Annotated in this window: 20 protein-coding genes and 4 pseudogenes; 12 read left to right on the top strand and 12 right to left on the bottom strand. The window is 72.5% G+C overall.

What is annotated here, in order from left to right:
- Window positions 1–23: 23 nt before the first annotated feature.
- Window positions 24–563 (bottom strand): alpha/beta hydrolase, encoded by a 540-nt coding sequence (locus AB0M27_RS38715; protein ID WP_365729309.1) that lies wholly within the window; start codon window positions 561–563, stop codon window positions 24–26.
- A 232-nt stretch (window positions 564–795) separates the two neighbouring features.
- Here AB0M27_RS38715 and AB0M27_RS38710 point away from each other — a divergent pair, with 232 nt between their 5' ends.
- From AB0M27_RS38710 to AB0M27_RS38685, 6 genes are all read left to right on the top strand, one after another.
- The gene (locus AB0M27_RS38710) at window positions 796–1,950 is read left to right on the top strand and encodes an EfeM/EfeO family lipoprotein (RefSeq protein WP_365729306.1); all 1,155 of its coding nucleotides are present in this window, start codon (window positions 796–798) and stop codon (window positions 1,948–1,950) included.
- Window positions 1,947–3,191 (top strand): iron uptake transporter deferrochelatase/peroxidase subunit, encoded by a 1,245-nt coding sequence (efeB, locus tag AB0M27_RS38705; protein WP_365729304.1) that lies wholly within the window; start codon window positions 1,947–1,949, stop codon window positions 3,189–3,191. The genes AB0M27_RS38710 and efeB overlap by 4 nt, the downstream gene beginning before the upstream one ends.
- A 203-nt stretch (window positions 3,192–3,394) precedes the next feature.
- On the top strand, window positions 3,395–5,209 hold the full coding sequence (locus tag AB0M27_RS38700) for an alkaline phosphatase family protein (protein WP_365729302.1): 1,815 nt from the start codon (window positions 3,395–3,397) through the stop codon (window positions 5,207–5,209).
- 151 nt (window positions 5,210–5,360) lie between these two features.
- The gene (locus AB0M27_RS38695; RefSeq protein WP_365729314.1) at window positions 5,361–6,344 is read left to right on the top strand and encodes a phosphotransferase; all 984 of its coding nucleotides are present in this window, start codon (window positions 5,361–5,363) and stop codon (window positions 6,342–6,344) included.
- A gap of 222 nt (window positions 6,345–6,566) precedes the next feature.
- A complete protein-coding gene (locus tag AB0M27_RS38690; protein ID WP_365729300.1) occupies window positions 6,567–7,589 on the top strand; it encodes a hypothetical protein in 1,023 nt (340 codons plus the stop codon).
- A gap of 152 nt (window positions 7,590–7,741) precedes the next feature.
- A complete protein-coding gene (locus AB0M27_RS38685; RefSeq protein WP_365729299.1) occupies window positions 7,742–9,292 on the top strand; it encodes a N,N-dimethylformamidase beta subunit family domain-containing protein in 1,551 nt (516 codons plus the stop codon).
- Window positions 9,293–9,294: 2 nt separating this feature from the next.
- Here the strand turns inward: AB0M27_RS38685 and AB0M27_RS38680 are convergent.
- The 6 genes and pseudogenes from AB0M27_RS38680 to AB0M27_RS38655 form a co-directional block, all read right to left on the bottom strand.
- Window positions 9,295–9,806, bottom strand: a pseudogene (locus tag AB0M27_RS38680) (SDR family oxidoreductase).
- A gap of 171 nt (window positions 9,807–9,977) precedes the next feature.
- Window positions 9,978–10,166: a hypothetical protein gene (locus AB0M27_RS38675; protein WP_365729297.1), complete on the bottom strand. Its 189-nt coding sequence runs from the start codon at window positions 10,164–10,166 to the stop codon at window positions 9,978–9,980.
- 111 nt (window positions 10,167–10,277) lie between these two features.
- The gene (locus AB0M27_RS38670; protein WP_365729295.1) at window positions 10,278–10,436 is read right to left on the bottom strand and encodes a DUF664 domain-containing protein; all 159 of its coding nucleotides are present in this window, start codon (window positions 10,434–10,436) and stop codon (window positions 10,278–10,280) included.
- A gap of 214 nt (window positions 10,437–10,650) precedes the next feature.
- Window positions 10,651–10,815, bottom strand: coding sequence for a hypothetical protein (locus tag AB0M27_RS38665; protein WP_365729293.1), 165 nt, complete (start codon window positions 10,813–10,815; stop codon window positions 10,651–10,653).
- A gap of 18 nt (window positions 10,816–10,833) precedes the next feature.
- Window positions 10,834–11,064 (bottom strand): annotated as a pseudogene (locus tag AB0M27_RS38660) (zinc ribbon domain-containing protein); the annotation flags it as partial.
- A 312-nt stretch (window positions 11,065–11,376) separates the two neighbouring features.
- Complete coding sequence (locus AB0M27_RS38655) at window positions 11,377–11,988, bottom strand: TetR/AcrR family transcriptional regulator C-terminal domain-containing protein (protein ID WP_365729292.1); 612 nt, start codon at window positions 11,986–11,988, stop codon at window positions 11,377–11,379.
- Between the two features lie 236 nt (window positions 11,989–12,224).
- Here AB0M27_RS38655 and AB0M27_RS38650 point away from each other — a divergent pair, with 236 nt between their 5' ends.
- The 4 genes from AB0M27_RS38650 (at window position 12,225) to AB0M27_RS38635 (ending at window position 16,720) form a co-directional block, all read left to right on the top strand.
- Window positions 12,225–13,775: an APC family permease gene (locus tag AB0M27_RS38650; RefSeq protein WP_365729289.1), complete on the top strand. Its 1,551-nt coding sequence runs from the start codon at window positions 12,225–12,227 to the stop codon at window positions 13,773–13,775.
- A gap of 35 nt (window positions 13,776–13,810) precedes the next feature.
- The gene (locus AB0M27_RS38645) at window positions 13,811–15,382 is read left to right on the top strand and encodes an amidohydrolase family protein (RefSeq protein WP_365729287.1); all 1,572 of its coding nucleotides are present in this window, start codon (window positions 13,811–13,813) and stop codon (window positions 15,380–15,382) included.
- Between the two features lie 98 nt (window positions 15,383–15,480).
- Window positions 15,481–15,696: a hypothetical protein gene (locus AB0M27_RS38640; protein WP_365729284.1), complete on the top strand. Its 216-nt coding sequence runs from the start codon at window positions 15,481–15,483 to the stop codon at window positions 15,694–15,696.
- Window positions 15,697–16,330: 634 nt separating this feature from the next.
- A complete protein-coding gene (locus AB0M27_RS38635; protein WP_365729310.1) occupies window positions 16,331–16,720 on the top strand; it encodes a VOC family protein in 390 nt (129 codons plus the stop codon).
- A gap of 10 nt (window positions 16,721–16,730) precedes the next feature.
- Here AB0M27_RS38635 and AB0M27_RS38630 read toward each other — a convergent pair whose 3' ends face one another.
- The gene (locus tag AB0M27_RS38630) at window positions 16,731–17,423 is read right to left on the bottom strand and encodes an NAD(P)H-binding protein (RefSeq protein ID WP_365729282.1); all 693 of its coding nucleotides are present in this window, start codon (window positions 17,421–17,423) and stop codon (window positions 16,731–16,733) included.
- Window positions 17,424–17,592: 169 nt separating this feature from the next.
- On the opposite strand from AB0M27_RS38630, the gene sigJ reads away from it, so the two are divergent.
- The gene (sigJ, locus tag AB0M27_RS38625) at window positions 17,593–18,552 is read left to right on the top strand and encodes an RNA polymerase sigma factor SigJ (RefSeq protein ID WP_365729279.1); all 960 of its coding nucleotides are present in this window, start codon (window positions 17,593–17,595) and stop codon (window positions 18,550–18,552) included.
- 157 nt (window positions 18,553–18,709) lie between these two features.
- On the opposite strand, the gene AB0M27_RS38620 is transcribed toward sigJ, so the two are convergent.
- The 4 genes and pseudogenes from AB0M27_RS38620 to AB0M27_RS38605 form a co-directional block, all read right to left on the bottom strand.
- Entirely contained in the window at window positions 18,710–19,420 is a 711-nt protein-coding gene (locus AB0M27_RS38620) for a DUF4232 domain-containing protein (protein WP_365729277.1), read from the bottom strand.
- Between the two features lie 220 nt (window positions 19,421–19,640).
- Complete coding sequence (katG, locus tag AB0M27_RS38615; RefSeq protein ID WP_365729276.1) at window positions 19,641–21,872, bottom strand: catalase/peroxidase HPI; 2,232 nt, start codon at window positions 21,870–21,872, stop codon at window positions 19,641–19,643.
- Window positions 21,873–21,905: 33 nt separating this feature from the next.
- Entirely contained in the window at window positions 21,906–22,343 is a 438-nt protein-coding gene (locus AB0M27_RS38610) for a Fur family transcriptional regulator (RefSeq protein WP_228618143.1), read from the bottom strand.
- A 408-nt stretch (window positions 22,344–22,751) separates the two neighbouring features.
- Window positions 22,752–23,915 (bottom strand): annotated as a pseudogene (locus tag AB0M27_RS38605) (abortive phage infection protein).
- Window positions 23,916–24,159: 244 nt separating this feature from the next.
- On the opposite strand from AB0M27_RS38605, the pseudogene AB0M27_RS38600 reads away from it, so the two are divergent.
- A pseudogene (locus AB0M27_RS38600) lies at window positions 24,160–24,859 on the top strand (IS200/IS605 family accessory protein TnpB-related protein); the annotation flags it as partial.

The raw sequence follows: 24,859 nt of genomic DNA, 5'->3' as shown, positions 1-24,859 counted from the left end.
GTCATCCCACAGCAGGTCAGGCATCACGCCATGCTGCCTTGCCACTCACCGAAACGCAGGCCGATTCCCTTGACGAAACCCATAGGGGCACCCCCCCGCCCGCTGTCCAGTTCGTCGGCCCAGGTCAGGTCGGCCGTGGGTGCGAGCGCCAGCACGGTGGGCGGGGTGGCCGTCCGGCCGGGGGCGCCTTCGGGCAGCCGGTGCCGTAGCGCGGCCCACAGGGCGAGATGGCCGCCGGCCGAGTGTCCGACGTACACCACACGCTCCGGGTCGATCCGGCCTGCGGCGGCCCGCGCGGTGTCGGTGAGCATGACCGGCCAGCCGCCCGCGCCGCCGACCCTCCGGTACTCGACGCCGGCGACAGCGCAGCCGGTCTCCGCCGCGAGGTCCCGGACGAATCCGGTGACATGCCCCCGGTCGTGCTCGGCACGCCAGAAACCGCCGTGGAAGAACAGCAGCAGCGGCAGGCCCGGTTCGGTCCCGTCGGGCAGGTACAGGTCGGTGACCTGGTCGGGATGGTCGCCGAAGACGAGCGGGAGGGAGGCGGCGGGGGCACCGGACACGGCTCGCGCCTCGTTTCGAGATACCTCGTTTCGATGTGAGTGTAGGGCGGAGTCAGGCCACGCGCCGGTGAACCCCGGGGGAAATCTTGGTCATCGAAGTCCTGGGACGACTGTTCGGATCCGGAGCGGTGCCTACCATGAGCCCGCTGCGTACTACGTCGTCCCGGAAAGGCTCGCCATGCCGTTGCCTCGCCTCGGCACGCGGTCCGCTCGTCTCCGGACGGCGCCCGCCGTGTTCGTCGCCCTCGCCGTGGCCCTCGCGGGCACACTGCTGGCGTACTCGCTCGGCGGCCGGCCCCAAGGCGGCACCGCCGGCGCCCCATCGGGGCACGTCGTCGTCGACGTGTCGGAGAGCCACTGCGGCCGCGGCTGGATCCGGCCCGAGCCCGGCGTGCGCACCTTCGACCTGCACAACTCCTCCGACGGCGCCGCCGAGGTCTACCTGGAGGACCCGGGCAGCCAGGTGGTGTACGGCGAGGTGGAGGGCATCGGTCCCGGTACGACACGGCAGTTGACGGTCCGGCTGGGCAAGGGGACGTACGCCTTCAAGTGCGTGCCCGACGACGCCGACGCCGTCACCGGCCCCACCGTGCACATCACCGGCGGACAGCGCGGCCCGGGCGCCGCACCGGTGTCGGAGCACGACCTGATCCCGCCCGCCCTCTCCTACCAGAAGTGGGTCGGCAGCGGGCTCGACCAGGTCGTCCGGCTGACGACGAAGCTCAAGGACGCGATCGACCGGAGCGACCTCGCCGCGGCCCGGTCGGCCTGGCTGCCGGCGCATCTGGAGTACGAGCGGCTGGGCGCGGCGTACGACGCCTTCGGGGACGCGGACGCGGCGATCAACGGCACCGACGCCGGCCTGCCCGGCGGGGTGCACGACAAGGACTTCGCCGGGTTCCACCGCGTCGAGTACGGGCTGTGGCACGGTGAGTCGGCCGACGGGCTGCGCGCCCCGGCGGCGGCGCTGGTGAAGGCGGTGACCGGGCTGCGGGACAACTGGTCGCAGACCCGTATGGACCCCGCCCAACTGGGGTTGCGCGCACACGAGATCCTGGAGAACACCGTGCAGTTCGAGCTGACCGGCCGCACCGACTACGGCAGCGGCAGCAACCTCGCCACCGCCCGGGCCAACCTGGACGGCACCCGCCAGGTGCTGTCCGGGCTCAAGCCCCTGCTGACGTCCCGGTACGCCGGCCTCCCGGAACTCGACAGCGAGCTGGACCGCGCCCAGCACACCCTCGACGGGCTGCACCACGGCGATTCCTGGACCCCGCTGGACCGTCTCACCCGCACCCGGCGGGAGGACGTGAACGCGGTGCTCGGCGACCTGGTCGAGCGCCTGGCGTCGGTGGCCACCCTGTGCGACCCGCGGAGGACCGTGTGAGCGACCGTGTGAACAGCGCCGAACGAGCGGACGGCCTGGGCCGCCGCGGCTTCCTGCGCGGCGCCGCCCTGGCGGGGGCCGGCCTCGCCACGGGCGCCGCCGCCCCCGACGCCCCGGCCGCCCCGGCCGCCCCGGCGACGTCCGTCGCCCCGTTCCACGGCGTCCACCAGGCCTCGGCCATCGCGGCCCCGCGCCGCTGTTGCGTGTTCGCCTCCCTCGACGTGACCGCCGAGAGCCGCGTCGAACTCACCGACCTGCTGCGCACGCTCACCGACCGGGCCCGCTTCCTCACCTCGGGCGGTACTCCGTCCCCGGCGGGCATCACCGCCCCGCCGGCCGACTCCGGCGTCCTCGGCGACCGGTTGCCCTCCGGTCAACTGGCCGTCACCGTCGGCGTCGGCGCCTCCCTCTTCGACGACCGGTACGGACTGGCCGCGCTCCGGCCCCGGCGGCTGACCGCCATGCCCGCCTTCCCCGACGACGACCTCCAGGCCGACTGGTGCCACGGCGACCTGAGCCTCCAACTGCACGCCGACGAACCGGACACCGCTCTGCACGCGCTGCGCGACATCGCCCGGCACACCCGGGGCGCCGCGCAGGTCCGCTGGCGCCTGGACGGCTTCTCCAGCCCGCCGCGGCCCTCCGGCACCCCGCGCAACCTGATGGGCTTCAAGGACGGCACCGCGAACCCGGACGCCACCAGTACCCGCGAGATGGACCGCCTGGTGTGGGTGGGCAAGGGCATGGGCGAGCCGGACTGGGCCGTCGGCGGCAGCTACCAGGTCGTACGGCTGATCCGGATGCTGGTGGAGTTCTGGGACCGGGTCGCGCTCAGCGAACAGGAGCGGATGTTCGGCCGAGCCCGCTCCTCCGGCGCGCCCCTGGACGGCGACCACGAGCACGACACGCCGGAGTACGCCGACGACCCCAAGGGTGACGTCATTCCGCTGGACGCGCACATACGACTCGCCAACCCGCGCACCCCGGCCACCGCCGACCAGCGCCTGCTGCGCCGCGCGTACAACTACGACCGCGGCATGGACGCCAACGGCAACCTCGACATGGGCCTGCTGTTCTCCTGCTACCAGCAGGACCTGAAGCGGCAGTTCGAGACGGTGCAGCACCGGCTGGCGGGCGAGCCGCTGACGGACTACATCAGCCCGTTCGGCGGCGGCTACTTCTTCGCGCTGCCCGGCGTACGGGACACCCAGGACTGGTACGGGCGCGCCCTGTTCGGCTGAACCTGTCCGGACAACTCGACCGCCGGATGGGTCAATACACAGTCAAGTTTTGCCCTAGCATCCCTGACTCGGTGTTCACCCACACGCCATCATTGCTCCGCCGACACGCCCAGGAACGGGCGCAGCATCCCTGCTTGTACGACGCACAGACGTTCTGTCCGGAGGGGTAGACCACCATGGCCAGCAGAGGAAGACGAGCCGCGATGCGGAGCCTGGGCGCGCTCGCGGGAGCCGCGGCGCTCACCGTGCTCGGCAGCAACGCGCCGGGCTGGGCGGCGGCGCCCGCGGCGGCGCAGGGCGGGCACTCCTCGACCGCAACGCCGATCAAGCACGTCGTTGTTCTCTTCGACGAGAACATCTCCTTCGACCACTACTTCGCCACGTACCCGAAGGCCGCCAACACCGACGGCACGAAGTTCACCGCGTCGAAGAACACCCCGAAGGACATCGACACCCTCGCGCACGCCGGGCTGTTGAAGAACAACCCGAACCAGTACGCGCCGAAGCGGCTGTCCCCGTCCCAGGCGATGACCTGCGACCAGAACCACAACTACGGTGCCGAGCAGCTTGCGTACAACGGCGGCAAGGCCGACCAGTTCGTGCAGAACACCGAGGTCGACAAGTGCAGCGGCGGCCTGTTCGGCGAGCCCGGCCTGGTCATGGACTACTACGACGGCAACAGCGTCACCGCGCTGTGGAACTACGCCCAGCACTACTCCCTGTCCGACCGCAGCTTCAGCTCCGTCTACGGCCCGTCCACGCCCGGAGCGCTGAACCTGATCTCCGGTCAGACGCACGGCGTGATCTCCGTGGACCCGTCCACCGGCACGGAGAACCCGAAGCAGACGTCGACGCCCGACGCGTACACGGTGAAGTCGCCCGACGCCAAGGGTGTGGGCACGGTCATCAACGACCCCGACCCGGCCTACGACGACTGCTCCGGCAAGGACCACACCAGCAGCAACGCGCTGGCGGCGATGCAGGGCAAGAACGTCGGTGACCTGCTCAACGCCAAGAAGGTGAGCTGGGGCTGGTTCCAGGGCGGCTTCCGCCCGTCGACCGCGTGGAACGGCACGTCCGGCAACTACGCCAAGTGCGACACCACGCACACCAACGTGGGCGGCGCCGCCGTGGTGGACTACAGCCCGCACCACAACCCGTTCGCGTACTACAAGTCGACGGCGAACCCGCACCACCTGGCGCCGAAGAGCGTCTCGGAGATCGGCCACGACGGTCAGGCCAACCACAACTACGACCTGACCGACTTCTCCGCCGCGCTGAAGGCGGCCAAGCTGCCGGCCGTCAGCTTCGTCAAGGCCGGTGAGTACCAGGACGGGCACGCCGCGTACTCCGACCCGATCGACGAGCAGCACTTCCTGGTGCAGCAGATCAACGCGATCCAGAGCTCGCCGCAGTGGAAGTCCACCGCGATCGTGGTCGCCTACGACGACTCCGACGGCTGGTACGACCACGCCTACGTCATGCCGAAGAACGGCTCGACGGACACCTCCCTCGGCTCCAACGGCAAGGCCACCGACAGCCCGGCCTGCCAGAACGGCCCGACGGCGTCCGGCGGTTACGCCGACCGCTGCGGCCCCGGCACCCGCCAGCCGCTGCTCGTCATCTCGCCGTACAGCAAGGTCAACAAGGTCGACCACACGCTGACGGACCAGGCGTCGATCACCCGGTTCATCGAGGACAACTGGCGCACCGGCCAGATCGGTGACCACTCCTTCGACGCCACGGCCGGCTCCCTCGCGGGCATGTTCGACTTCCGGCACCCGAACAACAAGCAGGTGCTGCTGAACTCCGACGGCTCGGTCAAGCACGTCGGTCCGATCCAGCACGTCGCCCCGGTGTCCACGAACATCACTCCGGGCCCGGCGATGCAGAACGCGGCCGCGACGACCGACGCCTCCGGCTTCCCGACCCTCCCCGTCGGCCTCGGCGTGGGTGCCCTGCTGGCCGCGGGTGCGACCGGCACGTACCTGACGCTGCGCCGCAAGCAGCAGGCCTGATCCCGCAGTCCCGCACACAGTGACGCGCCCCCGGTCGGTGACCGGGGGCGCGTTCGCGTCCCAGGCAGCCCTGCGGCGCGTCACCGGACGAAATGGGTGGCCGGCTCCCCGGCGGTGATGTTGAGATGGCGCGGTGCAAGGTGAGTTCTCGATCGTCGTGGACCGGAGCAAATACCAGTACGCGCCGACCCCGTGGGAGCAGGAGTCGTGGCGGGCCTCGGCCCTCGACTGGGTGGCGGAGCAGCTCGCCGCACACGGCCTGCGGGGAGGCGGTGAGTTGCGGGTGCGGCTGCGGCCGTGGTCGGTGCTGGTGCGGGTGCCCGTCGAGGGACGGGACGCCGTCTGGTTCAAGGCGAATCCGCCGGCCAGCGCCTTCGAGGGGCCGTTGACCGCCGCACTGGCCCGCTGGGTGCCGGAACATGTGCTCCAGCCGCTGGCCGTCGACGCCGGGCGTGCCTGGGTGCTGCTGCCCGACGGAGGAGAGCTGTTCCGCGACGTGCTCGCCCGGGAGCCGGTCGAGCCCCGCACCTGGGAGGAGCTGCTGGGCCGGTACGCGAGCCTGCAGCGGGCCCTCACTCCGCACGTGCGCGAGATCGAACGGCTGGGGGTGCCCGCCACCCGGACCCCCGACCTGCCCGAGGCGTTCGACGCGCTGCTCACTAGGAGCACCGCGCTTCTTCCGGAGGCACGCGAGCGGCTGGAGCGGCTGCGGCCCCGGCTCACCGAGTGGTGCGCGGAACTCGCCTCCCTCGGTGTCGAGGACACCCTCGACCACGCGGACCTGCACGACGGCCAGCTGTTCCATCCGGCGCCGGGCCGGTTCACCTTCTTCGACTGGGGCGACGCGGTCGTTTCGCACCCGTTCTGCAGCCTGCGGATTCCCGTCGAGAAGGCCCGCGCACGGTACGGGCCGCGGGTCCTGGCCCGGCTGCTCGACGCCTATCTGGAGCCCTGGACGGGCGCCGGCCGCACGCCCGCGGAGCTGCGCCGCGCCGCACGCCTCGCGTGGCGCCTGAGCGTTCTGGGCCGCGCCGCGTCCTGGGGCCGCACGTTTCCCGACGCGTCGGGCACCAGCCCGAACGCCGAGCAGAGCTCCGAGTCACTGCTGGAGATCTTCAACGACCCACCGTTCTAGGTGAGTTGGTCCGCTGGTCCCGGGTCGGGATCCGGGATGCCGGGTGCCGGGTCGCCGAGGAGCGGCCCAGCAGCAGGGGGCGTGTCCAGGTGCCGAGGCAAGGCGGCCGACCGGTTGTCGGTGCGCCGACGCGTCGTCGCCGTATCGAGCGCCCCGCCCGGTACGGCGCCCGTGCCCGCTCGCGCTCGCCGCCACCGTACCGTGCGGCGGACACTGGGCCGTATGACCCGCACCCGTGCGCCCGCAGCTCCCCCGCCCGGCCGCCGTACCGTGCTGGCGGCCCTCGCCGGTGTCGCGCTCGGCGCGGCGGGCTGTTCCAGCCGTACGGCCCCGGCCCCGCACCGGCCCCATACGCCCCCCGCACACCCGTCCCAGCAGTCCTCGACCGGCACCGGGGCGCCGTCGCCCTCCTCCGCTCTACCGCGCACCACTCCCTGGCGGCCCACGTCCGCCGAAGTCCAACCGGCCGCGAAGCTGCGCGCCGTGCAGCTGGTGGAGGCGATCGGCGCGTGGGGCGACGGGCACGGCGGCGCGGCGGCGGCCCGGGCGAGGGTCGCGGCGCTCGGGCTGCCGACGGCCCTCGTCGGCCAGGCCGGGCCGCTGCTGCCGGCGGCCGACCAGGCGGCGCTGCAGGTCGTGGACGCTCAGTACGGCGGGATCCTGTCCCGGTCGGCCAGCGTGCTGGTGGTGTGCCGGCAGTGGACCCGGCGCGCCGGCACGGTGAGCGCCGGCGGGACGACGGTCGACGTGCGCCTGTCCCGGTCGGGTTCCGGCTGGACGGCCGATGCCCTGCACCCGGCGCACCCGGGACCGGCCGCCCGGTCGTCGGCGCCGGACATCCGGAGCGTGCTGTCCGACGACCGGATCGTGTTGCCGCCCGCCGCCGTGGCGGACCTGCGCAGTGGTCAGGTGCACACCAGCGTGGCGAAGGCGATGCTCGCGCTGGCGCGGACGTACCGGTTGGAGGTGAGCGTCGTCCGCTCCGGGCATCCGCTGGACGTGTTCGGCACCAGCCGGCCCAGCGACCATCCGCGGGGCCGGGCCTTCGACGTGTGGCGGATCGACGGCCACGCGGTCGTCGACCCGGCGACCCCCCGGAGCCTGATCGAGCGGTTCATGCGGGACGCGGCGGCCGCCGGGTCGTACAACGTGGGCGGTCCCGTGCTGCTGTCGGGCGGCAGTGCCGGTCAGTTCTTCAGCGACGCCACTCATCACGACCATGTGCACAGCGGCTTCCGCACCTGACCGCACCCCACGGCGTCACCCGTTCGGCCGCACCGCCGACGGCCCGGGCAGGCGGGCTCGCACGGCCTGCCGACCGGTGTTCCCCCGGCTCCGCGGGTTGCGCCGGCCGCGCGGGCGTCGTGACGCTGGAGCCGACCACCCCGGGAGGTGAAGTGGCTCCGGCACGGGACACCACGCCGTCGGACGGCCTTGGCCGCCGGCGCTTTCTCATCCTGAGCGCAGGCCTGGGCCTGGGCACGGCCGCCGCGTGCACGGCGGCACCGCCGCATCCGCACTCCACCACGGCCCCCGGGCGGCTGCGGCCCGAGGCCGAGCAGGACGCCCCGGGCACCGCCGACTGGCGACTGGCCTCCCCCGGCCCGCCGGACGCCGTGGCCGGCTACACGGACCGGGTGAGCGTGACCCCGGGCGAGGCGTTCGGGCTGCATGTGTCCACCACCGCCGCGGCGTTCCGGGTCTCGGCGTTCCGGGTCGGCTGGTACGGCGGCAAGCAGGCCCGCCGGATCTGGGCGTCCGGGCGCATACCCGGCCGCGCCCAGCCGGCGCCGCGCCTGCTGGGCGCCACCCGCACGGTGCGCGCCGACTGGCCGGTGACGCTGCCGGTGGACACCTCGGGCTGGCCGGAAGGCGCCTATCTGCTGCGGCTGGAGGCGGACACCGGCCACCAGCGTTACGTTCCGCTGATCGTCCGCTCCACCGACGGCACGGGCCGTACGGTCCTGCTGCACGCCCCGGCCACCTGGCAGGCGTACAACCGCTGGGGCGGCAGCAGCCTCTACAACGGCGCGTCCGGGGCGTACGCCACCCGCTCGCTCGCGGTGAGCTTCGACCGCCCCTACGACGGCGAAGGCGCCGAGAAGTTCCAGGTGTACGAGTGGGCGCTGGTGGTGCTCGCCGAGCGCCTCGGCATACCACTCGCCTACACCACCGGCGTGGACGTCCACCGCGATCCCGCGGTGCTGCGCGGCGCGCACGCCGTCGTCTGCCTGGGCCACGACGAGTACTGGACGCCGGAGCAGCGGGCCCATGTGACCGCCGCCCGGGACGCCGGCACGAACTTCGCCTTCCTCGGCGCGAACACCTGCTTCCGCCGGGTCCGGCTGGAGGCCGGGGAAGGCGCGGACGACCGTACCGTGGTCTGCTACAAGACCGCCTACCGCGCAGACCCCTGCTACGGCTCGCGGCCGGCCCTGGTGACCACCGACTACCGTCTCCCACCGGCCGCGGATCCCGAGTCCTCCCTGACCGGCGTGCTCTACGAGGGCTATCCGGTGGACGCCCCCTATGTCGTCCGGGCCGCCGACCACTGGCTGTACGAAGGCACCGGCGCGCGCTCCGGCGACGCCTTCGCGCATCTCGTGGGGGTCGAGTACGACCGGATCACCCCCGGCGCGCCCACCCCCGGCCCGCTGGAGATCACCGCGCACTCCCCACTGGTCTGCAACGCACGCCCCAGCCACAGCGACTCGGCGTACTACTCGGCCTCCAGTGGCGCCGGCGTGTTCGCGACCGGCACCATGCGCTGGGTGGAGGGCCTGCTGGCCGGAACCGGCATGTACGGGCGCGACCACGGCATGGACGCCCGCACCCGTGCCTTCGTCACCCGCACCACGGAGAACCTCCTGCGCACGTTCGCGAAGGGCCCCGCGGCCCGGCACGCCCCGCCGCCGCGCGCCAACGTCCGCACGGTGTACGAGACCTGAGGTCAGGGCAGCGGGGTGCCGCCGGTCGCGTTGAGGATCTCGGCCGTGATGTAACTCGCCTGCGGTGAGGCCGAGTACACGTAAGCGGGGGCGAGTTCGACGGGCTGGGCAGGGCGGCCGAGCGGAGCCTGCTGCCCGAACTCCCTCGTGTCCGGCAGGGTCGCGGGGATCAGCGGCGTCCACACCGGCCCCGACGCCACCGCGTTGACCCGGACGCCACGCCCGGCGACCATCTGCGCGAGCCCCCGGGTGAAGGTGACGATCGCACCCTCGGCCATCGCGTAGTCCAGCAGATGCGGGCCGGGCTTGTACGCTCCACCAGCCGGGACGTCTCGCGGGCCTCGTTCTCCTCCTCGGCGAGATGCGTGAACAGCACATCGGCGCCCTCCCGGGCGAACGCCGGCGCCACCGCCCGGCCGATCCCGGAGTCCCCACCCGTGATCACGGTCTTACGGCCGTCCAGCCGGCCGGCGCCGCGGTAGGAGTCCTCGCCGTGGTCGGGCGGCGGGTCCATCGGGCCGGTCCAGCCCGGATGCGGCTGATCCTGGGAGGGGAAGTCGGGGCGGGCGTGCTGGGTTACCGGGTTCGGCCGGTCACCGTGCTGGTCGGTCACGGCGGCCCCCTGCGTCTCGGGTGGACGGGACGGCGACCGGGTTCCCCGGGCCACGCGGACCGAACGGCCCGGTCAGTCCATGGCGGCGTGCCGTCCGCCCGCCCGCAGGTGGTCCCTGCGGGCGATGTTGTAGATCCGCAGGAGGTGCTTGGCGACGGCACAGGCCGCGCCGTCGGCATGACACTGACGGCAGGTCCGCACGTGCTGCTCATAGGTGAGGCGCGCGTTTTCCAACGCGTCGTTGAGAGAGGACTTGGGCATCTCGACATCTCCGGGCAGGGCGCGTCCTGGGACAGCACCAAGTTGACTGACTGGTAACCCGGAACCAAGGTGATCATGTTACTGGCGGTACTGGGAAACCCGTACGGACGCTCACCGCTGCGCGGTGGTGTTCGCCCCGTCGAGCGCCTCCCGGATGATGTCCGCGTGCCCGGCGTGCTGGGCCGTCTCGCGGATCAGGTGCAGCAGGATGCGCCGGGCGGACCAGTACACGGTCTCGGGCGGGGACCAGGGGGTCCTGGGCAGCGGCACGGTCCGCGGTCCAGCCCCGGCAGAGCCGCTGCGGCCGCCTCGATCGCGCGGGTGCCTGCCGCGTACTCCTCCAGCAACCCGGCGAGTGTGTCGCCGTCCGCCATGCGGTACTGGCCGAGGTCGAGCATGCCCTCCGGCGCCTCGCCGTCGCCCTTCGCCATGATCTGTGCCCACACCCGCGCGCCAGATGCTTGACGATCCGGCCCAGCGTCAGCTATCTCACCGTGGTCCGCCGGGCCGCCTCGGCAACGCTCACACCGCGCACGGTGATCAGCAGCAACTCCCGCTGCTCGGCCAGGGCTTGCAGCAGCTCGGCGCGCTCGTCGGACGACAGTGGCTCGCGGTTCTCCGAAGAAGTGACCGTGACTCCTCCCCTCATGATTGAGGGGGCTTCTCGCTATGCCGGTGTGGCTTGGCGACGGGCCGGCCCGGCCCGTAGAACGTTCTGGGCGCCCACCGTGTCCGCGTGCGCGTGGTGGCCGCACGCCTGGCAGTGGAACGTCTCCTGGGTGGGCCGGTTCTCCTTGGCGGTGTGCCCGCATGCGGGGCACCGCCGGGAGGCGTGGCGGGGGTCCACCGCCATCACTTCCCGTCCGGCGCCTTCCGCCTTGGCGGCCAGGATCGCGAGTCAGCGAGCAGTGATCACGCAGCATCTCCGCGAGCGCACCCTGCCGGCCCACGGTGGGCCGCAGGAGGAACTTGTACGCACCAATCATCCCGCCACCCCCTTCTCCGAGATCAAAGCCGGTGCGATCACGCTACCGGCCACCACCGACAACGAAGCGAACCCCGGCCGCTGCGCACCTCCGTGACAAGAATGCGTCTCCCTCCCCGGCCGAAGCCGGGGAGGGAGACGCAAGGTCAACCGATGGTGCGACCGTAGACCCCAAGTAGGTCAGATACTGTCCGCTTTGACGGTGGGGGAACACCGCTCGGGCCGTCAGCGGTCCTCGCCGCGAAGTGCGCGCGCGTGGTTCATGAAGGCGGTCAGCCCCACCTCGAAGGCGCGGTCGGCCCGGCCCTCGCCCACGGCGGCGAGCGCCTCCGCGAGATGCGGGGTGGGTATGCGGTCCGTCAGCTCCCACATCGTCTCCGGTGCGGCGAGGTCGAGGGCGGAGCCCAGCACCAGGTTCTCCAGGGCGATGATCAGCGGCATGATCCCGGCGCGGTCGAAGCCGGCGTCGAGCAGGAGGCTCACCGCGCGCTCGTACTGCTCCAGGACCCGGGGCGCGCGCACCGGCGAGGTCATGAGCAGGGGGATCGTCCGGGGGTGCGCGGCGAACGCGGCGCGGTAGGAGCGGGCCCAGGCTTCGAGGGCCGTGTCCCAGGGGGTCAGTTCGAGGGTGCCCGGGTCGATGGCATCGCAGACGCGCTCCCGCAGCAGTTCCACTATCCCGTCGCGGCCCTCGACGTGGTGGTACACCGAGCCGGTCTGCGCGCCGAGCCGCCGGGCGATCTGCGGGACGCTGAAGTCACCGGCCTCGTCGATCAGTTGCAGCGCGGTGGTGGTGATGCGCTCGCGGTCGAGGAGCGGTGTGCGCGGCCGTCCCATGGTCAGCGTTCTCCCTGAGGTCTTCCCGGATGCCCAACGGCAGGTTACATTGCGAAAACCGAAAGCCTTTAGGTTTACGGCTCCGGGCGCCCGCCATCCCTCCCGTGCGCCCGGAGACGCCGGCATGCGCGGCCCACCACGGCCCGGCCCGCCGGCGCACGCCAACCCCCGCTGACCCCACCATCGGGACCCCCACCCGGACCCCCTCCCCTCCGCCGCCAGAAGGGCTCCCCCGTATGTCCGTGTCCCCCGCCGAGCCCCCGGAGCAGCGAGCGCCGTCCGGCGCGGCCACCCTCCGGTCCGGTTCCCTCGGCACCGCCGACATCGCCTTCTTCGTCGTCTCCGCCGCCGCTCCCCTGACCGTCATGGCCGGCGTCGCACCGCTCGCGATCCTGCTGGGCGGCATCGGCGCGCCCGTCGGCTATCTCCTGGCCGGCCTGACGCTCGCCGTGTTCGCCGTCGGTTTCACCGCCATGAGCCGCCATGTGACCAGCGGCGGCGCGTTCTACGCCTACATCACCCGCGGCCTCGGCCGCCCGGTCGGCATCGGCGCCGCCCTGCTGGCGCTGATCGGCTACAACGGCATGGAGATCGGCGTCTACGGCCTGATCGCCACGACCACCCGCGACACCCTGCACACCCTCTTCGACGTCGACGTGCCCTGGCTGCCCGTCTCCCTGGCCGGCCTGCTGCTGATCGGCTACGGCGGCTACCGCTCGATCGACTTCGGCGCCAAGGTCCTCGGCGTCCTGCTCGTCTGCGAGACCGGGATACTCGTGCTGCTCGCCGGCGGGGTGCTGGTGAAGGGCGGCGCCCACGGGCTGTCCCTCGCCTCACTGGCGCCCGCCCATGTGCTCGTGCCCGGCATGGCGGCCGTACTGGCCTTCGCCTTCGCCGCGTTCACCGGCTTCGAGTCGACCGTCATCTACCGCCGCGAGGCCCGCGACCCCGCGCGCACGGTCCCGCGCGCCACGTATCTGGCCGTCGGATTCCTCGGCCTGTTCTACGCGTTCGTCGTCTGGATCGCCGTCCAGGCCTTCGGCGACGACCAGGTCGTGCGCGCGGCCGGCGAGGACCCGGTGGGCCTGTTCTTCACCGCGATCAGCACCTATGTGGGTGGCTGGGCCGCCGACCTGATGCACGTCTTCATCGTCACCAGCGTCATCGCGTCCCTCCTCGCCTTCCACAACGCCATCAACCGCTATGTCCTCGCTCTCGCCGAGGAGGGTGTGCTGCCCCGCCGGCTCGGCCGGATCCACCCGCGCCACCGCTCCCCGTACGTCGCCGGCGCCGCCCAGACCGTCCTCGGCGCGGTCGTCGTCCTCGCGTTCTGGGCCGCGCACGCCGACCCGTACCAGCAGCTGCTGCTGTGGGTGAACACCCCTGGGATGATCGGCCTGTTGCTGCTGCAGCTGCTCGCCGCGATCGCCGTGCCGTGCTACTTCCGGCGGGTACGGCACGCCGAGGGAGCCGTGCGCACCGTGGTGGCGCCCGTGCTCGCCACCGTCCTGCTGGCCACCGCGATCGCACTGGTCGTGACCCACATCGACCTGTTCACCGGCGCGTCCGCGACCGTGAACGTCCTGCTGGTCGTCGTGGCACCGGCCGTCTTCGCGCTCGGTCTGCCGCTGGCCTGGTGGCTGCGCCGCTCCCGTCCGGAGGTGTACGCCCGGTTCGCCACCGAGCCCGGTGAGTACGCCGGAACGGGCGAGGTGAGCGGTACCGGCCAGGACACCAGTCTCGGCGAGGACACCGCACCGGCCGCCGTCACCGCACCCGCCGAGTGACCCGAACACCCTCTTCCCCTACAGGAGTTGCCACGATGCACGCTGCCGACCTCATCCTCGCCGGCGCCCAGGTCCGCACCCTCGACCCCGCCCGCCCCGCCGCCTCCGCCGTCGCCGTGCGCCACGGGGTGATCACCGCTGTCGGCGAGGCGGAGGACGTCCGGGACTGGCGCGGCCCCGGCACCGAGGTGGTCGACCTGCACGGCGCGCACCTCGTGCCCGGACTGGTCGACGCGCACAGCCATCCGGTGTGGGGACTGGACATGGCGACGGGCACGGACCTGTCGGGCGTGACCGACCTGGCCGGGCTGCGCGCGGCGCTCGCCGGGGCCGAGCGGATCGACGGCTGGGTCGTCGGCCACGGCCTGGACCACAACGCGTTCGAGGGCCGCCCCATCCACCACGACCTGGTGGCCGGCGTGCTCGGCGGCACCCCGGCCTTCCTGCGCCTGTACGACGGCCACTCCGCCCTTGCCAACGCCGCCGCCCTCGCCGCCGCCGAGGTGACCGGCCCGCGTGCCTTCGCCCAGCACGCCGAGGTGGTGTGCGACGCCTCGGGCCGGCCCACCGGCCATCTGGTCGAGCACGCCGCGATGGACCTGGTGGCGGACATCGTGCCCCGCCTGTCGTACGCCGAACGGCGGGCCCGGTTGCTGGATTTGCTGTCCGCCATGGCCGCAACGGGGCTCACCGGGGCCCATGTGATGGACGGCGGCGACCTCGATCTGGTCGCGGCGGTGGCCGAGGAGACGGTTCTGCCGGTGCGGCTGCGGTTCGCTCCCTGGTACATGCCGGGCGCCGACCAGGACGCGCTGCGCGAGCTGATCGGGCTGCAGGGCCGGGGCGGGCGGCACTGGCTGGTCGGCGGGGTCAAGTTCTTCATGGACGGCACCGTCGAGGGCGGCACGGCCTGGCTGGAGCACCCCGACTGCCACGGTCAGGGCACCGACGCGTTCTGGCCGGACCCGCACGCCTACGCCGAGGCCGTCCGCACCCTGCACACGGCCGGTGTCCGCACCGCCACCCACGCCATCGGGGACGCGGCCGTACGGCATGTCCTGGACACCGTCGCCTCCCTCGGGCCGGGCGGGCACGGCGCCCACCGGATCGAGCACATCGAGACCGTTCCGGACGAACTCCTGCCCCGCTTCGCCCAGTTGGGGGTCGCGGCCTCCCTGCAGCCGCCGCACACCGGATACACGCGCGACGACGGCACCGACGAGTGGTCCCGCCGGCTGGGTGACGACCGGGCCGCCCGTGCCTGGCGGCTGCGCGATCTGCGGGAGACGGGCGCCACACTCGCCCTCGGCTCGGACTGGCCCATCGCGCACTACGACGTCCGGGCCGTGCTGGCGACGGCCCGCCGGCCGAAGGGCGCCGCGGCCCGCCGGCCGGGCCTGACGCCGTTGCAGGCGCTGGAGGGCTGCACCAGCCACGCGGCGGCCGCCGCCGGCGAGTCCGCCCTCGCCGGCCGTGTCGCGCCCGGCTGCCGGGCCGACCTCACCGCGCTGGTCGTGGACCCCGTGCACGCGCCCGGCGACGAACTCGCCGAGTCCCCGGTGGCGTTGACGGTCACCGGCGGGCACGTGGTGCACCGGGGCGCCTGACGGGGCCCAGCCCGTCAGTGACGGGTCAGCCGCCCTCTCCGCCCGACGGGCAGGGGCGGTTGGCCTGAACCACCCGGCCCACCCGGCACACTGTGCGGATGCACGACATCCGACCGGCTCACCGGAACCCCGCTCCGGAGTGTCACGGCCGCCTGCGCGTCCGTACCGACGACCTCTCCCCCGCCCAGTGGCTCACCGTGTCCGCGCCGGGATGCGGGGCCTTCGGCACGGTGACGGGCGTCAGCGGTCCGGACTTCGAGGCGTACGCCCGGATCCTGCACCCGGCCTGGCTGGAGGAGCGGCCGGTGCGCTGATCGACGGTGGCCGCCGCGCACGGGACCCGGGTCACGCCGGGCTCGCGCTGGTATTAGGTCGCCGGTATGGACAGCGAGTTCCTCAACGCCGCCGAGTACGGCCTTCCCGGCGTCTGGGACGAGTACCCCGGGGAGGGGCCGCCCCACCCGGTGTCGCACGGGCCCTGGTTCCCGTGCTCGCCCCCACACCAACACTGCGGAGCGGTGCTGGTACGGGCTGTGGCACGGGTGCGGCCGCTGGGAGTTCGACCGGTTTCCCACGTTCGAGACCCCTGGCCGGGAGGAGGTGCTGCTCTCCGGCACCTTGCCCGACGTCGTCTCGCCGGTGTCGCTGGACGAGTTCGCCGAGCTGCCCGACCTGTGGTGGCCCGCGAACCGGGCCTGGTGCCTCGGCGGTGACGTCGATCTGCCCAGCACGTACGTCGGAGGGTCTGCCGAGCTCGTCGCCGACCTGCTCGGTGCCGCGGACCTGGAGACCCACCCCGTCACCGCGAACGACACGGTCGGCCAGCAGGACCCACCGCACGTCGTCGACGCGCCGTCGCGTCCCCGGTCAGGATCGCCGACGGCATCGCGTGCCGGTCACCGGCCGGGTGAGGCATGGAGGTGCCAGGACATGCCGTGGAGGCATTCCTTGTCGGTCGAGTTCAACCACACCATCGTCCATGCCCGGGACAACCGGGAGCCCGCCGAGTTCTTCAGCGGACTGCTCGGTCTCGAGATCACCTCGGAATGGGGCCCGTTCGTCGCGGTCGCCCTGGCAGGCGGAGTCACCCTGGACTTCGCCACCATCCCGGAGGAACACATCACCCCCCAGCACTACGCCTTCCTGGTCTCCGCAGAGGAGTTCGACGCCGCGTACGCGCGGATCGTCGAGCGCGGCATCGAGCACTACGCCGACCCGCGCCGGCGGCGGCCCGGCACGATCAACCACAACGACGGCGGCCGGGGCGTGTACTTCATGGATCCGGCGGGGCACGCCATGGAGCTGATCACCGTCCCCTACGGCGGCTGGCCTTCGTAACCGGCGCGCTTCACCTGCCGAGCCCCTCCTTCTTGACGAGGTCGAGGAAGCGCGGGGTGCCCTCGGTGGTGCGCACGTCGAGGAAGGCGCGCGGATGCCCCTCGGTGACGGCCTCGCGCACGAGCGCGTGCGCGAGGTCGGCCCGGGAGGTGAACCGCCCGGGCAGCCGGCCGGGGGCCAGCCGGTAGTCGCTGACCTCGCTCGTGTCGAAGAGCCCGGCGGGCCGGAGCACCGTCCAGTCGTGACCGCCCGCGCGCACGATCTCCTCCATGCGGCGCATGTCGTCGTAGACCGTGCGCCCGACGACCCGCACGAAGAAGGGCTCGAGCACCTTCCGGAAGAAGACGCCCTCGCCGGGTGCCGGCACGTCGAACAGGACGGTGGAGGTGACGCACACCAGGCGCCGGACGCCGTGCCGGGTCATGGCCCTGGTGATGTGGGTGAGGCCGGTCGAGTACACGGTGACCGGGGCCCGGCCGTACGGGACGCCGAGCGTGGAGATCACCGCGTCGTGTCCGGGGACGACGCTCTCGACCGCCGCCCGGTCCAGGACGTCGGCCTCCGCGACCCGCAGGCGGGGGTGGCCCAGCGGGAAGGCACCGGGGCGGCGGGTGACGGCGGTGACGGTGTGTCCGGCGGCGGTCGCCTGCTCGGTGACCTGCCGTCCGGTCGGCCCGTTCGCGCCGAAGACGACGAGTCGCATGGGCTGCTCCTTCGCTGCGTGGTGCTGCTGCCGTGGACCGAGAGGGCCGGGAGGGCGGCGAGTGTGACAGGGAGGGAGCAGGATGAGACCTACGGCACAGATCCGCCCCCCGATGTCACACTCCGGGGCCCCGGCCCCTCTGGGTGGGCAGACGTCGTGAGGAGATGCCATGGCCGACAACCGGACGCCCGCGGGGACGGACACCGCCACACAGGCGTTCCTCGACCACCGTGAGCTGCTGTTCGCCGTGGCGTACAACATGCTGGGCACCGTCACCGACGCCGAGGACGTGCTGCAGGAGACCTGGCTGTCCTGGGCGGGTCGTTCGGGTGCCGGGGACGCGGGGCAGGCGGCGGAGATCGGGCATCCGCGGGCGTATCTCGTACGGATCGCCGTGCGGCACGCGCTCGCGCGGCGGGCGCGGATCGCCCGGCGGCGCGAGACATACGTCGGGCCCTGGCTGCCGGAACCCCTGCTCACAGACCGCCCTGCCGGTCCGGCGGCCGGCGAGGACGCGTCCGAGGGTGCGGTGCGCGCCGAATCGGTGTCGCTGGCCATGCTGGTCGTGCTGGAGACCCTGACCCCGCTGGAGCGGGCGGTGTTCGTCCTGCACGAGGTGTTCGGCTATGCCCACACCGAGATCGCGGACATCCTCGGCCGCAGCCCCGCGGCCGTACGGCAGCTCGCGCACCGCGCCCGGTCCCATGTGCGCGCCCGGCGCCCCCGCTACCAGGCGCATCCCCGGGTCCGGCGGCAGGCCACGGAACGGTTCGTGGCCGCCACGCTCGGCGGGGACCTCGGGGCGCTGCTGGAGATCCTGGCGCCGGAGGCCACGTTGTGGACGGACGGCGGCGGCAAGGCACAGGCGGCACCGCGGCCGATCCGCGGCCGGGACAAGGTGGCACGGGCGCTCACCGGCTACGCCGCGCGTTCGGCGGCGGGGCTGGAGTTCCAGCACCGGGACGTCAACGGCGACGCGGCCGTGGTGGTGTTCGAGGACGGCTCCCCGCACGCCGTGATGGTCATGGACCTCGACCCGGACGGCGCACAGGTCCGCGAGGTGTACCTGGTCACGAACCCGGACAAGCTCGCGACGCTGGAGCCGGGCGGGCCGCGCCCGAAGGTCTAGGGGCGCGCGAACCACTGAGTCACCGAGGCCCCGATCACCACGCCGTACCGCGCCTTCCCGCCTCACCGCTGTTCGGCCGGGGAGGCGTGGCCCTCGTGGCGGGCGGGCGGCGGGCCGAGGCGTGCTCGCGGCCGGCCGCCCGCCGATCACGTGCCGGTCAGGCAGGCTTCGCCGCCGAGACCGCGGTCGCGGTGACGGTGTTGTCGCATTCGGCGAACTCGCCGTCCGACAGCGCGACCTGGTGCGCCCCCGCGCCGGGCAGCCCCACGACGAGCGTCGGGTAGACGGCGGGCTTCGCGCCGGACACGCAGTAGCCGTCGCCCTCGCCCTGCACCTGGTGGAAGGTCAGCTTCACCCATGCTTTGCCGCCCGGCGCGAGACTCACGGGCGATGCGGTGCCCGCCGGGGTCACCTTCAGGGGGATGTTGTGCTCGGGGGAACCGTTGCCCGCTCCGGCCACCGACGGGTGGCCCCGCAGCACGCACGCGTGCCCGGAGACATTGGTGAACTCCACGATCGCCGCGCCCGTGCCGGTGCCGTCCGGGCGGTTGGCCGCCTGGTGGGCCGTCGCCTCCACGGCCGACGGCGAGCATGACGGCGCCGCGCCGGCCGAGGCGTCGGACGCCGGAGAGGCCGGGGCGCTCGGGGCGGTCGAGGTACCGCCGGAGGATCCCGAGGTCGACGGGGGCGTGGCGGTGGGGCTCGTGGTGGCGGGGGCGGTGCGGGAGGGGGTGGCGGAGGCCGGGGTCGGTGAGGCCGTCGTGGCCGCCCCGTCACTGTCTCCCGGGCCGCACGCCGTCAGTGACAGCGCGGCGGCGATCACGGCCGTCGCCGACGCGGCGAGGCGGATGGTGTTGCGGTGGTGCATGAGGTCCCCCGATTTCCGGTGTGCGTGGTTCGACCGGCTCGGTGCCGGTGCTCGCCGAGGGAGACAGTGCCGGGAGACTCCGGGTTTCCGCTGTGGATCGTCTGTGACGGTTGTGGATCTCCTGTGACTTTTCGGTGACACAGGGCCCGAGGTCCGCTCGAACGACGAGGGCGTCCGGCCCGACCCGAGCGGGTCGGGCCGGACGCCCTCGAAGCCGTGCTCAGACCAGGTCGAACCGGTCCAGGTTCATGACCTTGTCCCACGCGGCGACGAAGTCCTTCACGAACTTCTCCTTCGCGTCGTCGCTGGCGTAGACCTCGGCGAGGGCGCGCAGCTCGGAGTTGGAGCCGAAGACCAGGTCGGCACGGCTGCCGGCCCACTTCAGCTCGCCCGTGACGGCGTCACGGCCCTCGAACGAGGTCTGGTCCTCGGAGACCGACTTCCAGGCCGTGCCCATGTCGAGCAGGTTGACGAAGAAGTCGTTGGTGAGGACGCCGGGCGTCTTGGTGAGGACGCCGAGCTGCGACTGCTGGTGGTTGGCACCGAGCACGCGCAGACCACCGACGAGCACCGTCATCTCGGGGCCGCTCAGGTTCAGCAGGTTGGCCTTGTCGACCAGCAGGTACTCGGCCGGCAGGCGGTTGCCCTTGCCGAGGTAGTTACGGAAGCCGTCCGCGGTCGGCTCCAGCGCCTCGAAGGACTCGGTGTCGGTGTGCTCCTCGGTCGCGTCCACGCGGCCCGGCGCGAAGGGCACCTCGACCTCGTAGCCGCCCTCCTTGGCGGCCTTCTCGACCGCGGCGGCACCACCGAGGACGATGAGGTCGGCCAGGGAGACCTTCTTGGCGCCGGAGGAGGCGTTGAACTCCTGCTGGATGCCCTCGAGGGTGCGCAGCACCTGGGCCAGCTCGTCGGGCTCGTTGACCTCCCAGCCGCGCTGCGGCTGCAGGCGGATACGGGCGCCGTTGGCACCGCCGCGCTTGTCGGTGCCACGGAAGGTGGAGGCGGACGCCCAGGCGGTGCTGACCAGCTGGGACACCGACAGCCCGGAATCGAGCAGCTTGGTCTTCAGGGCCGCGATGTCGGCGTCGTCGACCAGCTCGCCCTCGCGCTCCGGCAGCGGGTCCTGCCAGATCAGGGTCTCCTCCGGGACCTCCGGGCCGAGGTACAGCGACTTCGGGCCCATGTCACGGTGGGTGAGCTTGTACCAGGCGCGGGCGAAGGCGTCCGCGAACTCCTCCGGGTTCTCGTAGAACCGCCGGGAGATCGGCTCGTAGATCGGGTCGAAGCGCAGCGACAGGTCCGTCGTGAGCATGCCCGGGGCGATCTTCTTCGAGGCGTCGTGGGCGTGCGGGACGGTGCCCTCACCCGCGCCGTCCTTCGGCCGCCACTGCTTGGCGCCGGCCGGGGACTCGGTCAGCTCCCACTCGTACTCGAAGAGGATCTTGAAGAAATTGTTGCTCCACCGGGTGGGCGTGTTGGTCCAGGTGACCTCGAGGCCGGAGCCGATGGCGTCCGCGCCCTTGCCGGTGCCGAAGGTGCTCTTCCAGCCGAGGCCCTGCTCCTCGAAGCCGGCGGCCTCGGGGTCGAGACCGACCGCGTCGGCGGGTCCGGCGCCGTGGGTCTTGCCGAAGGTGTGGCCACCCGCGATGAGGGCGACGGTCTCCTCGTCGTTCATCGCCATGCGGCGGAACGTCTCACGGATGTCGCGGGCCGCGGCCAGCGGGTCCGGGTTGCCGTTCGGGCCCTCGGGGTTGACGTAGATCAGACCCATCTGGACGGCGCCGAGCGGGTTCTCCAGCTCGCGGTCGCCGGTGTAGCGCTTGTCGTCCAGCCAGGTGGTCTCGGGACCCCAGTAGACGTCCTCCTCCGCCTCCCAGACGTCCTCGCGGCCACCGCCGAAACCGAAGGTGTCGAAGCCCATGGACTCCAGCGCCACGTTGCCGGCGAGGATCATCAGGTCGGCCCAGGAGATCTTCTGGCCGTACTTCTTCTTCACCGGCCACAGCAGCCGGCGGGCCTTGTCCAGGTTGACGTTGTCGGGCCAGCTGTTCAGCGGGGCGAAGCGCTGCTGGCCGGCGCCGGCGCCGCCGCGGCCGTCGCTGATGCGGTAGGTGCCGGCGCTGTGCCAGGCCATTCGGATGATCAGCGGGCCGTAGTGGCCGAAGTCGGCGGGCCACCAGTCCTGCGAGGTGGTGAGTACCTCGGCGATGTCCCGCTTCACGGCCGGAAGGTCGAGGCTCTGGAACGCCTCGGCGTAGTCGAACTCCTCACCGAGCGGGTTCGTCACGGGCGGGTTCTGGGCAAGGATCTTCAGGTTGAGCCGCTCCGGCCACCACTGGCGGTTGCCACCGCCCTGGGTCGGGTGCAGGGCCCGGTCATGGGCGACGGGGCAGCCGCCGCTCGCCCCCTCCGCCTTCGCGTCTGTGACGATCGCGTCGTGGTTCTCAGTCATGGCAATCCTTCCGAACTGTGCGGAACTCGGTGCTCAGGAACTGCGGCCGGTGGAACAGTCGGGGCACATACCCCAATAGACGACTTCGGCCTCGTCGATGGCGAAGCCTCGGTCGTCGGAGGCGGTCAGGCAGGGCGCGTCGCCGACCGCGCAGTCGACGTCGACGACGGCACCGCACGACCGGCACACGATGTGGTGGTGGTTGTCCCCCACGCGTCCCTCGTACCGGGCCGGGTGACCGGCCGGCTCGATACGGCGGACGAGGCCCGCCGCGGTGAGGGCGTGAAGGGCCTCGTAGACGGCTTGCAGGGAGATGTGGCCCACGCGGTTGCGTACCCCGGAGGCGATCGCCTCGACACCGAGGTGGTCGCCCGCCCGGACGGTCTCCAGCAGCGCGACGCGGGCTGCCGTCACGCGCAGGCCGGCACCGCGGAGCTCCTCGGCGGTGGTCGGGGTCGGGGAGGCGGTCATGAGGGCGAACCTACCCTCATAAACACGAGCGATTCAAGAAAACGAGCGATACAATTTTGGTGGCGTCCCGCCGCTCCCCGCGCACCCGCGCGTCCACCTCGACACTGGCCGATTGCGTTCACGTTTGCGTTCACGTTTGCCTTCGCATGACTCCGCCCCGGGTGACCGCGGGCGCGGGTCGGCAGGGCGCGGCGGGCTCGGGCGGTCCGGCAATCGGTCCGGCAATCGGTCCGGCAATCGGTCCGGCAATCGGTCCGGCGATCGGTCGTGGCCTGGGTCGGAGGGCGGGCCGGGGGCCCGATCGGCGGGCGGGTCGCGGGCATGCCCGCATCATCTGGCCCCGGCTCGGCGACGGCGGCGCGGCAAGCCGGACGGTCCTCCGAACGGGTGAGCCGGGGCGCCTGTCCACTACACCTGGCCCGGCCGGCGGCCGGTCCGGGCGTGCCGGTAGTGGCGGGCCAGGGCGTGGAAGGCCTCCTTGGGCTCCCAGTGCCAGCCGGAGTCGGGGTCGTCCGGGCGGTCTTGATGGTCCTGGTGATGGCGCAGCTCGCCATGTCGAGGTCGTGGCGCGGGTCGCCCGGGCGGTGCGGGGCGTCGGGGGTCACGAACTCGAAGGCCATCGCCGCGGACAGCCCCATCGAGGAGAACACGTCGAGGAGCTGCATGAGATAGGCCGCCTGGGTGCGTTCGCTGCGGACCAGGTCGCCCTTGATCTCCCGGGGCTTCTTGTCGTAGTCGACGATGTCCCAGCCCATGCCGGCGGTCTTCGGTGCCCCGGCGTAGGCGCAGGTGCCGAACTCGGTGATGGCCAGCGGCTTGCCCCATCGCAGATGGCGGCTCAACTCCGTTGCGTAGTCGGCCTTGTGGGGGAAATACGAGTAAGTAGTCGATGCCCACGACGTCGAAGAGGCGCCAGTCGACCTTGTCGTCCTGGGCGGCGGCGTAGCTCAGCCGGCCGTGGAAGACGGACCGGCCGACCGTGGCCGTCTTCGCCGTGAAGCCGTCCAGGCGGCGCTGCATGGCGACGGGGTCGACCTTGCCGTCGCGCAGGTTCCGGATGCGTTCGAAGACCGTGTCGCCGGGGACGATCCCGGGGACGAACAGCCAGAACTCGCAGCCCACGCTGAGATCCACGGCCGCCCCGTGCCGGCGCAGCCGCTCCGCGAACCGGCCGGTCTCGGCGAGGTGTTCCAGGATGTCGCGTTCCGGGACGTCGCCGAGGGTCGGCTGCAGCCAGACGCGCAGTCCCCGTTCGGCGGCCTCGGCGGCGGTGGCCGTGAGGCGTTCCACGCCGTCACCTGTCACGTCGACGGTGGCGGCGTGCAGCTCGTCGCGGATGACCCGGATGTCCTTCCGCATCCGGGCCGCGCTGAAGGCCGTACTCGGTGTCTCTCCCTCGCCCACGGTGTACACGGCACCGTGATGGCGCAGCCCGCCCTGCGCGCCGCGGGTCCGCCCCGAACTCCCCTGCGTGGCGCGGGCCTCCCCCGCCGGCAGCACGGCCGCGGCGAGCCCCGCGGACGCCAGGCCGGCCAGGAACTCTGCACGCTTGATCCCCTTGGTCCTCTGCATACGGTCACCCTGCCGGGCCCGGCCGCACCGGCGCCGTCCGCCGCCGGTCTACGGAGCGGGGCCGAAGGGTTGTGAACAGCTGCCGCGGAACAGCGTGCGAGTGTGTTCTGGCGCGGATGAGTGAGTGTTCGGGCTGTGGTGGGCGTACGGGGAACGATAGTTCTCTCATCGAATGGGTGGCCTCGGCGGGTGGTGGTCGTTGGGTTTGGTGACGGGGTTCTGCGGGGTTGGGGGGGTGTTGGTGGTGGGTGGGCTGCGGGAGGTGGCGGCGCCGTTCGTGGTGCCCGGTCCGTCCGGGGTGGCCGTCCGTGACCGGCTCAGGCAGCTGACCACCGACGACGAGCAGGTGCTGCGTCTGGTCGGTGACCATCTCGGTTCGCTCGCCTCCCGTGACCTGAAGGCACGGTGCGGGGCCGGGCCGGATCACGACAGTGATGCGTGGGCGGAGCGCAAGCGGGTGCTGACCGGGTTGTCGTCGTCCCGGTGGGCGGGGTCGATCACGAAGGCCACGCATGATCAGTGGGGACTGGCCCGGCGTGCCCGGCTGGCGCACCTCCAGGGCCTGGAGGCGGGGGTGCGCACGGTCGCGCACCGGCTGTCCCTCCCGCTCGGGGAGAAGGGCAGCGGGCAGGCGCCGGGCGGCTACCGCTCGCGGCGCGAGTGGCATGCCAAGTCCCGGCGCCTGCACGTCCTTCAGGACCGGCTTGAGGCGGTGCGGGCCGACTGGCAGTCCGGTGTGGTGCACGTGGTGCGCGGCGGCAAGCAACTGCTGAACACCCGCCACCACCTCGATACGGCCCAGCTCACCGAGGCCGGGTGGCGTGAGCGTTGGCAGGCCGGGCGCCGGTTCCTCGCCGCGGATGGCGAGACCGGGAAGGGGTGCGGCAACGAGACCATCCGCGTCACCCCCGACGGCGAGGTCAGCATCAAACTCCCCGCGCCAT

It is taken from the genome of Streptomyces sp. NPDC052107 (assembly GCF_040680215.1).
In the GTDB taxonomy this organism is placed as follows: domain Bacteria; phylum Actinomycetota; class Actinomycetes; order Streptomycetales; family Streptomycetaceae; genus Streptomyces.
This window is presented reverse-complemented; position numbering and strand designations above follow the sequence as displayed.

Coding starts and splice junctions, on each gene's coding strand:
- AB0M27_RS38630 (WP_365729282.1), bottom strand. CDS start 17,423: ATGCGACTCGTCGTCTTCGGCGCGAACGGGCCGACCGGACGGCAGGTC.
- AB0M27_RS38675 (WP_365729297.1), bottom strand. CDS start 10,166: ATGCCCAAGTCCTCTCTCAACGACGCGTTGGAAAACGCGCGCCTCACC.
- AB0M27_RS38655 (WP_365729292.1), bottom strand. CDS start 11,988: ATGGGACGGCCGCGCACACCGCTCCTCGACCGCGAGCGCATCACCACC.
- AB0M27_RS38640 (WP_365729284.1), top strand. CDS start 15,481: ATGCACGACATCCGACCGGCTCACCGGAACCCCGCTCCGGAGTGTCAC.
- AB0M27_RS38665 (WP_365729293.1), bottom strand. CDS start 10,815: ATGAGGGGAGGAGTCACGGTCACTTCTTCGGAGAACCGCGAGCCACTG.
- AB0M27_RS38610 (WP_228618143.1), bottom strand. CDS start 22,343: ATGACCGCCTCCCCGACCCCGACCACCGCCGAGGAGCTCCGCGGTGCC.
- AB0M27_RS38645 (WP_365729287.1), top strand. CDS start 13,811: ATGCACGCTGCCGACCTCATCCTCGCCGGCGCCCAGGTCCGCACCCTC.
- AB0M27_RS38690 (WP_365729300.1), top strand. CDS start 6,567: ATGACCCGCACCCGTGCGCCCGCAGCTCCCCCGCCCGGCCGCCGTACC.
- AB0M27_RS38650 (WP_365729289.1), top strand. CDS start 12,225: ATGTCCGTGTCCCCCGCCGAGCCCCCGGAGCAGCGAGCGCCGTCCGGC.
- AB0M27_RS38700 (WP_365729302.1), top strand. CDS start 3,395: ATGCGGAGCCTGGGCGCGCTCGCGGGAGCCGCGGCGCTCACCGTGCTC.
- AB0M27_RS38620 (WP_365729277.1), bottom strand. CDS start 19,420: ATGCACCACCGCAACACCATCCGCCTCGCCGCGTCGGCGACGGCCGTG.
- katG (WP_365729276.1), bottom strand. CDS start 21,872: ATGACTGAGAACCACGACGCGATCGTCACAGACGCGAAGGCGGAGGGG.
- sigJ (WP_365729279.1), top strand. CDS start 17,593: ATGGCCGACAACCGGACGCCCGCGGGGACGGACACCGCCACACAGGCG.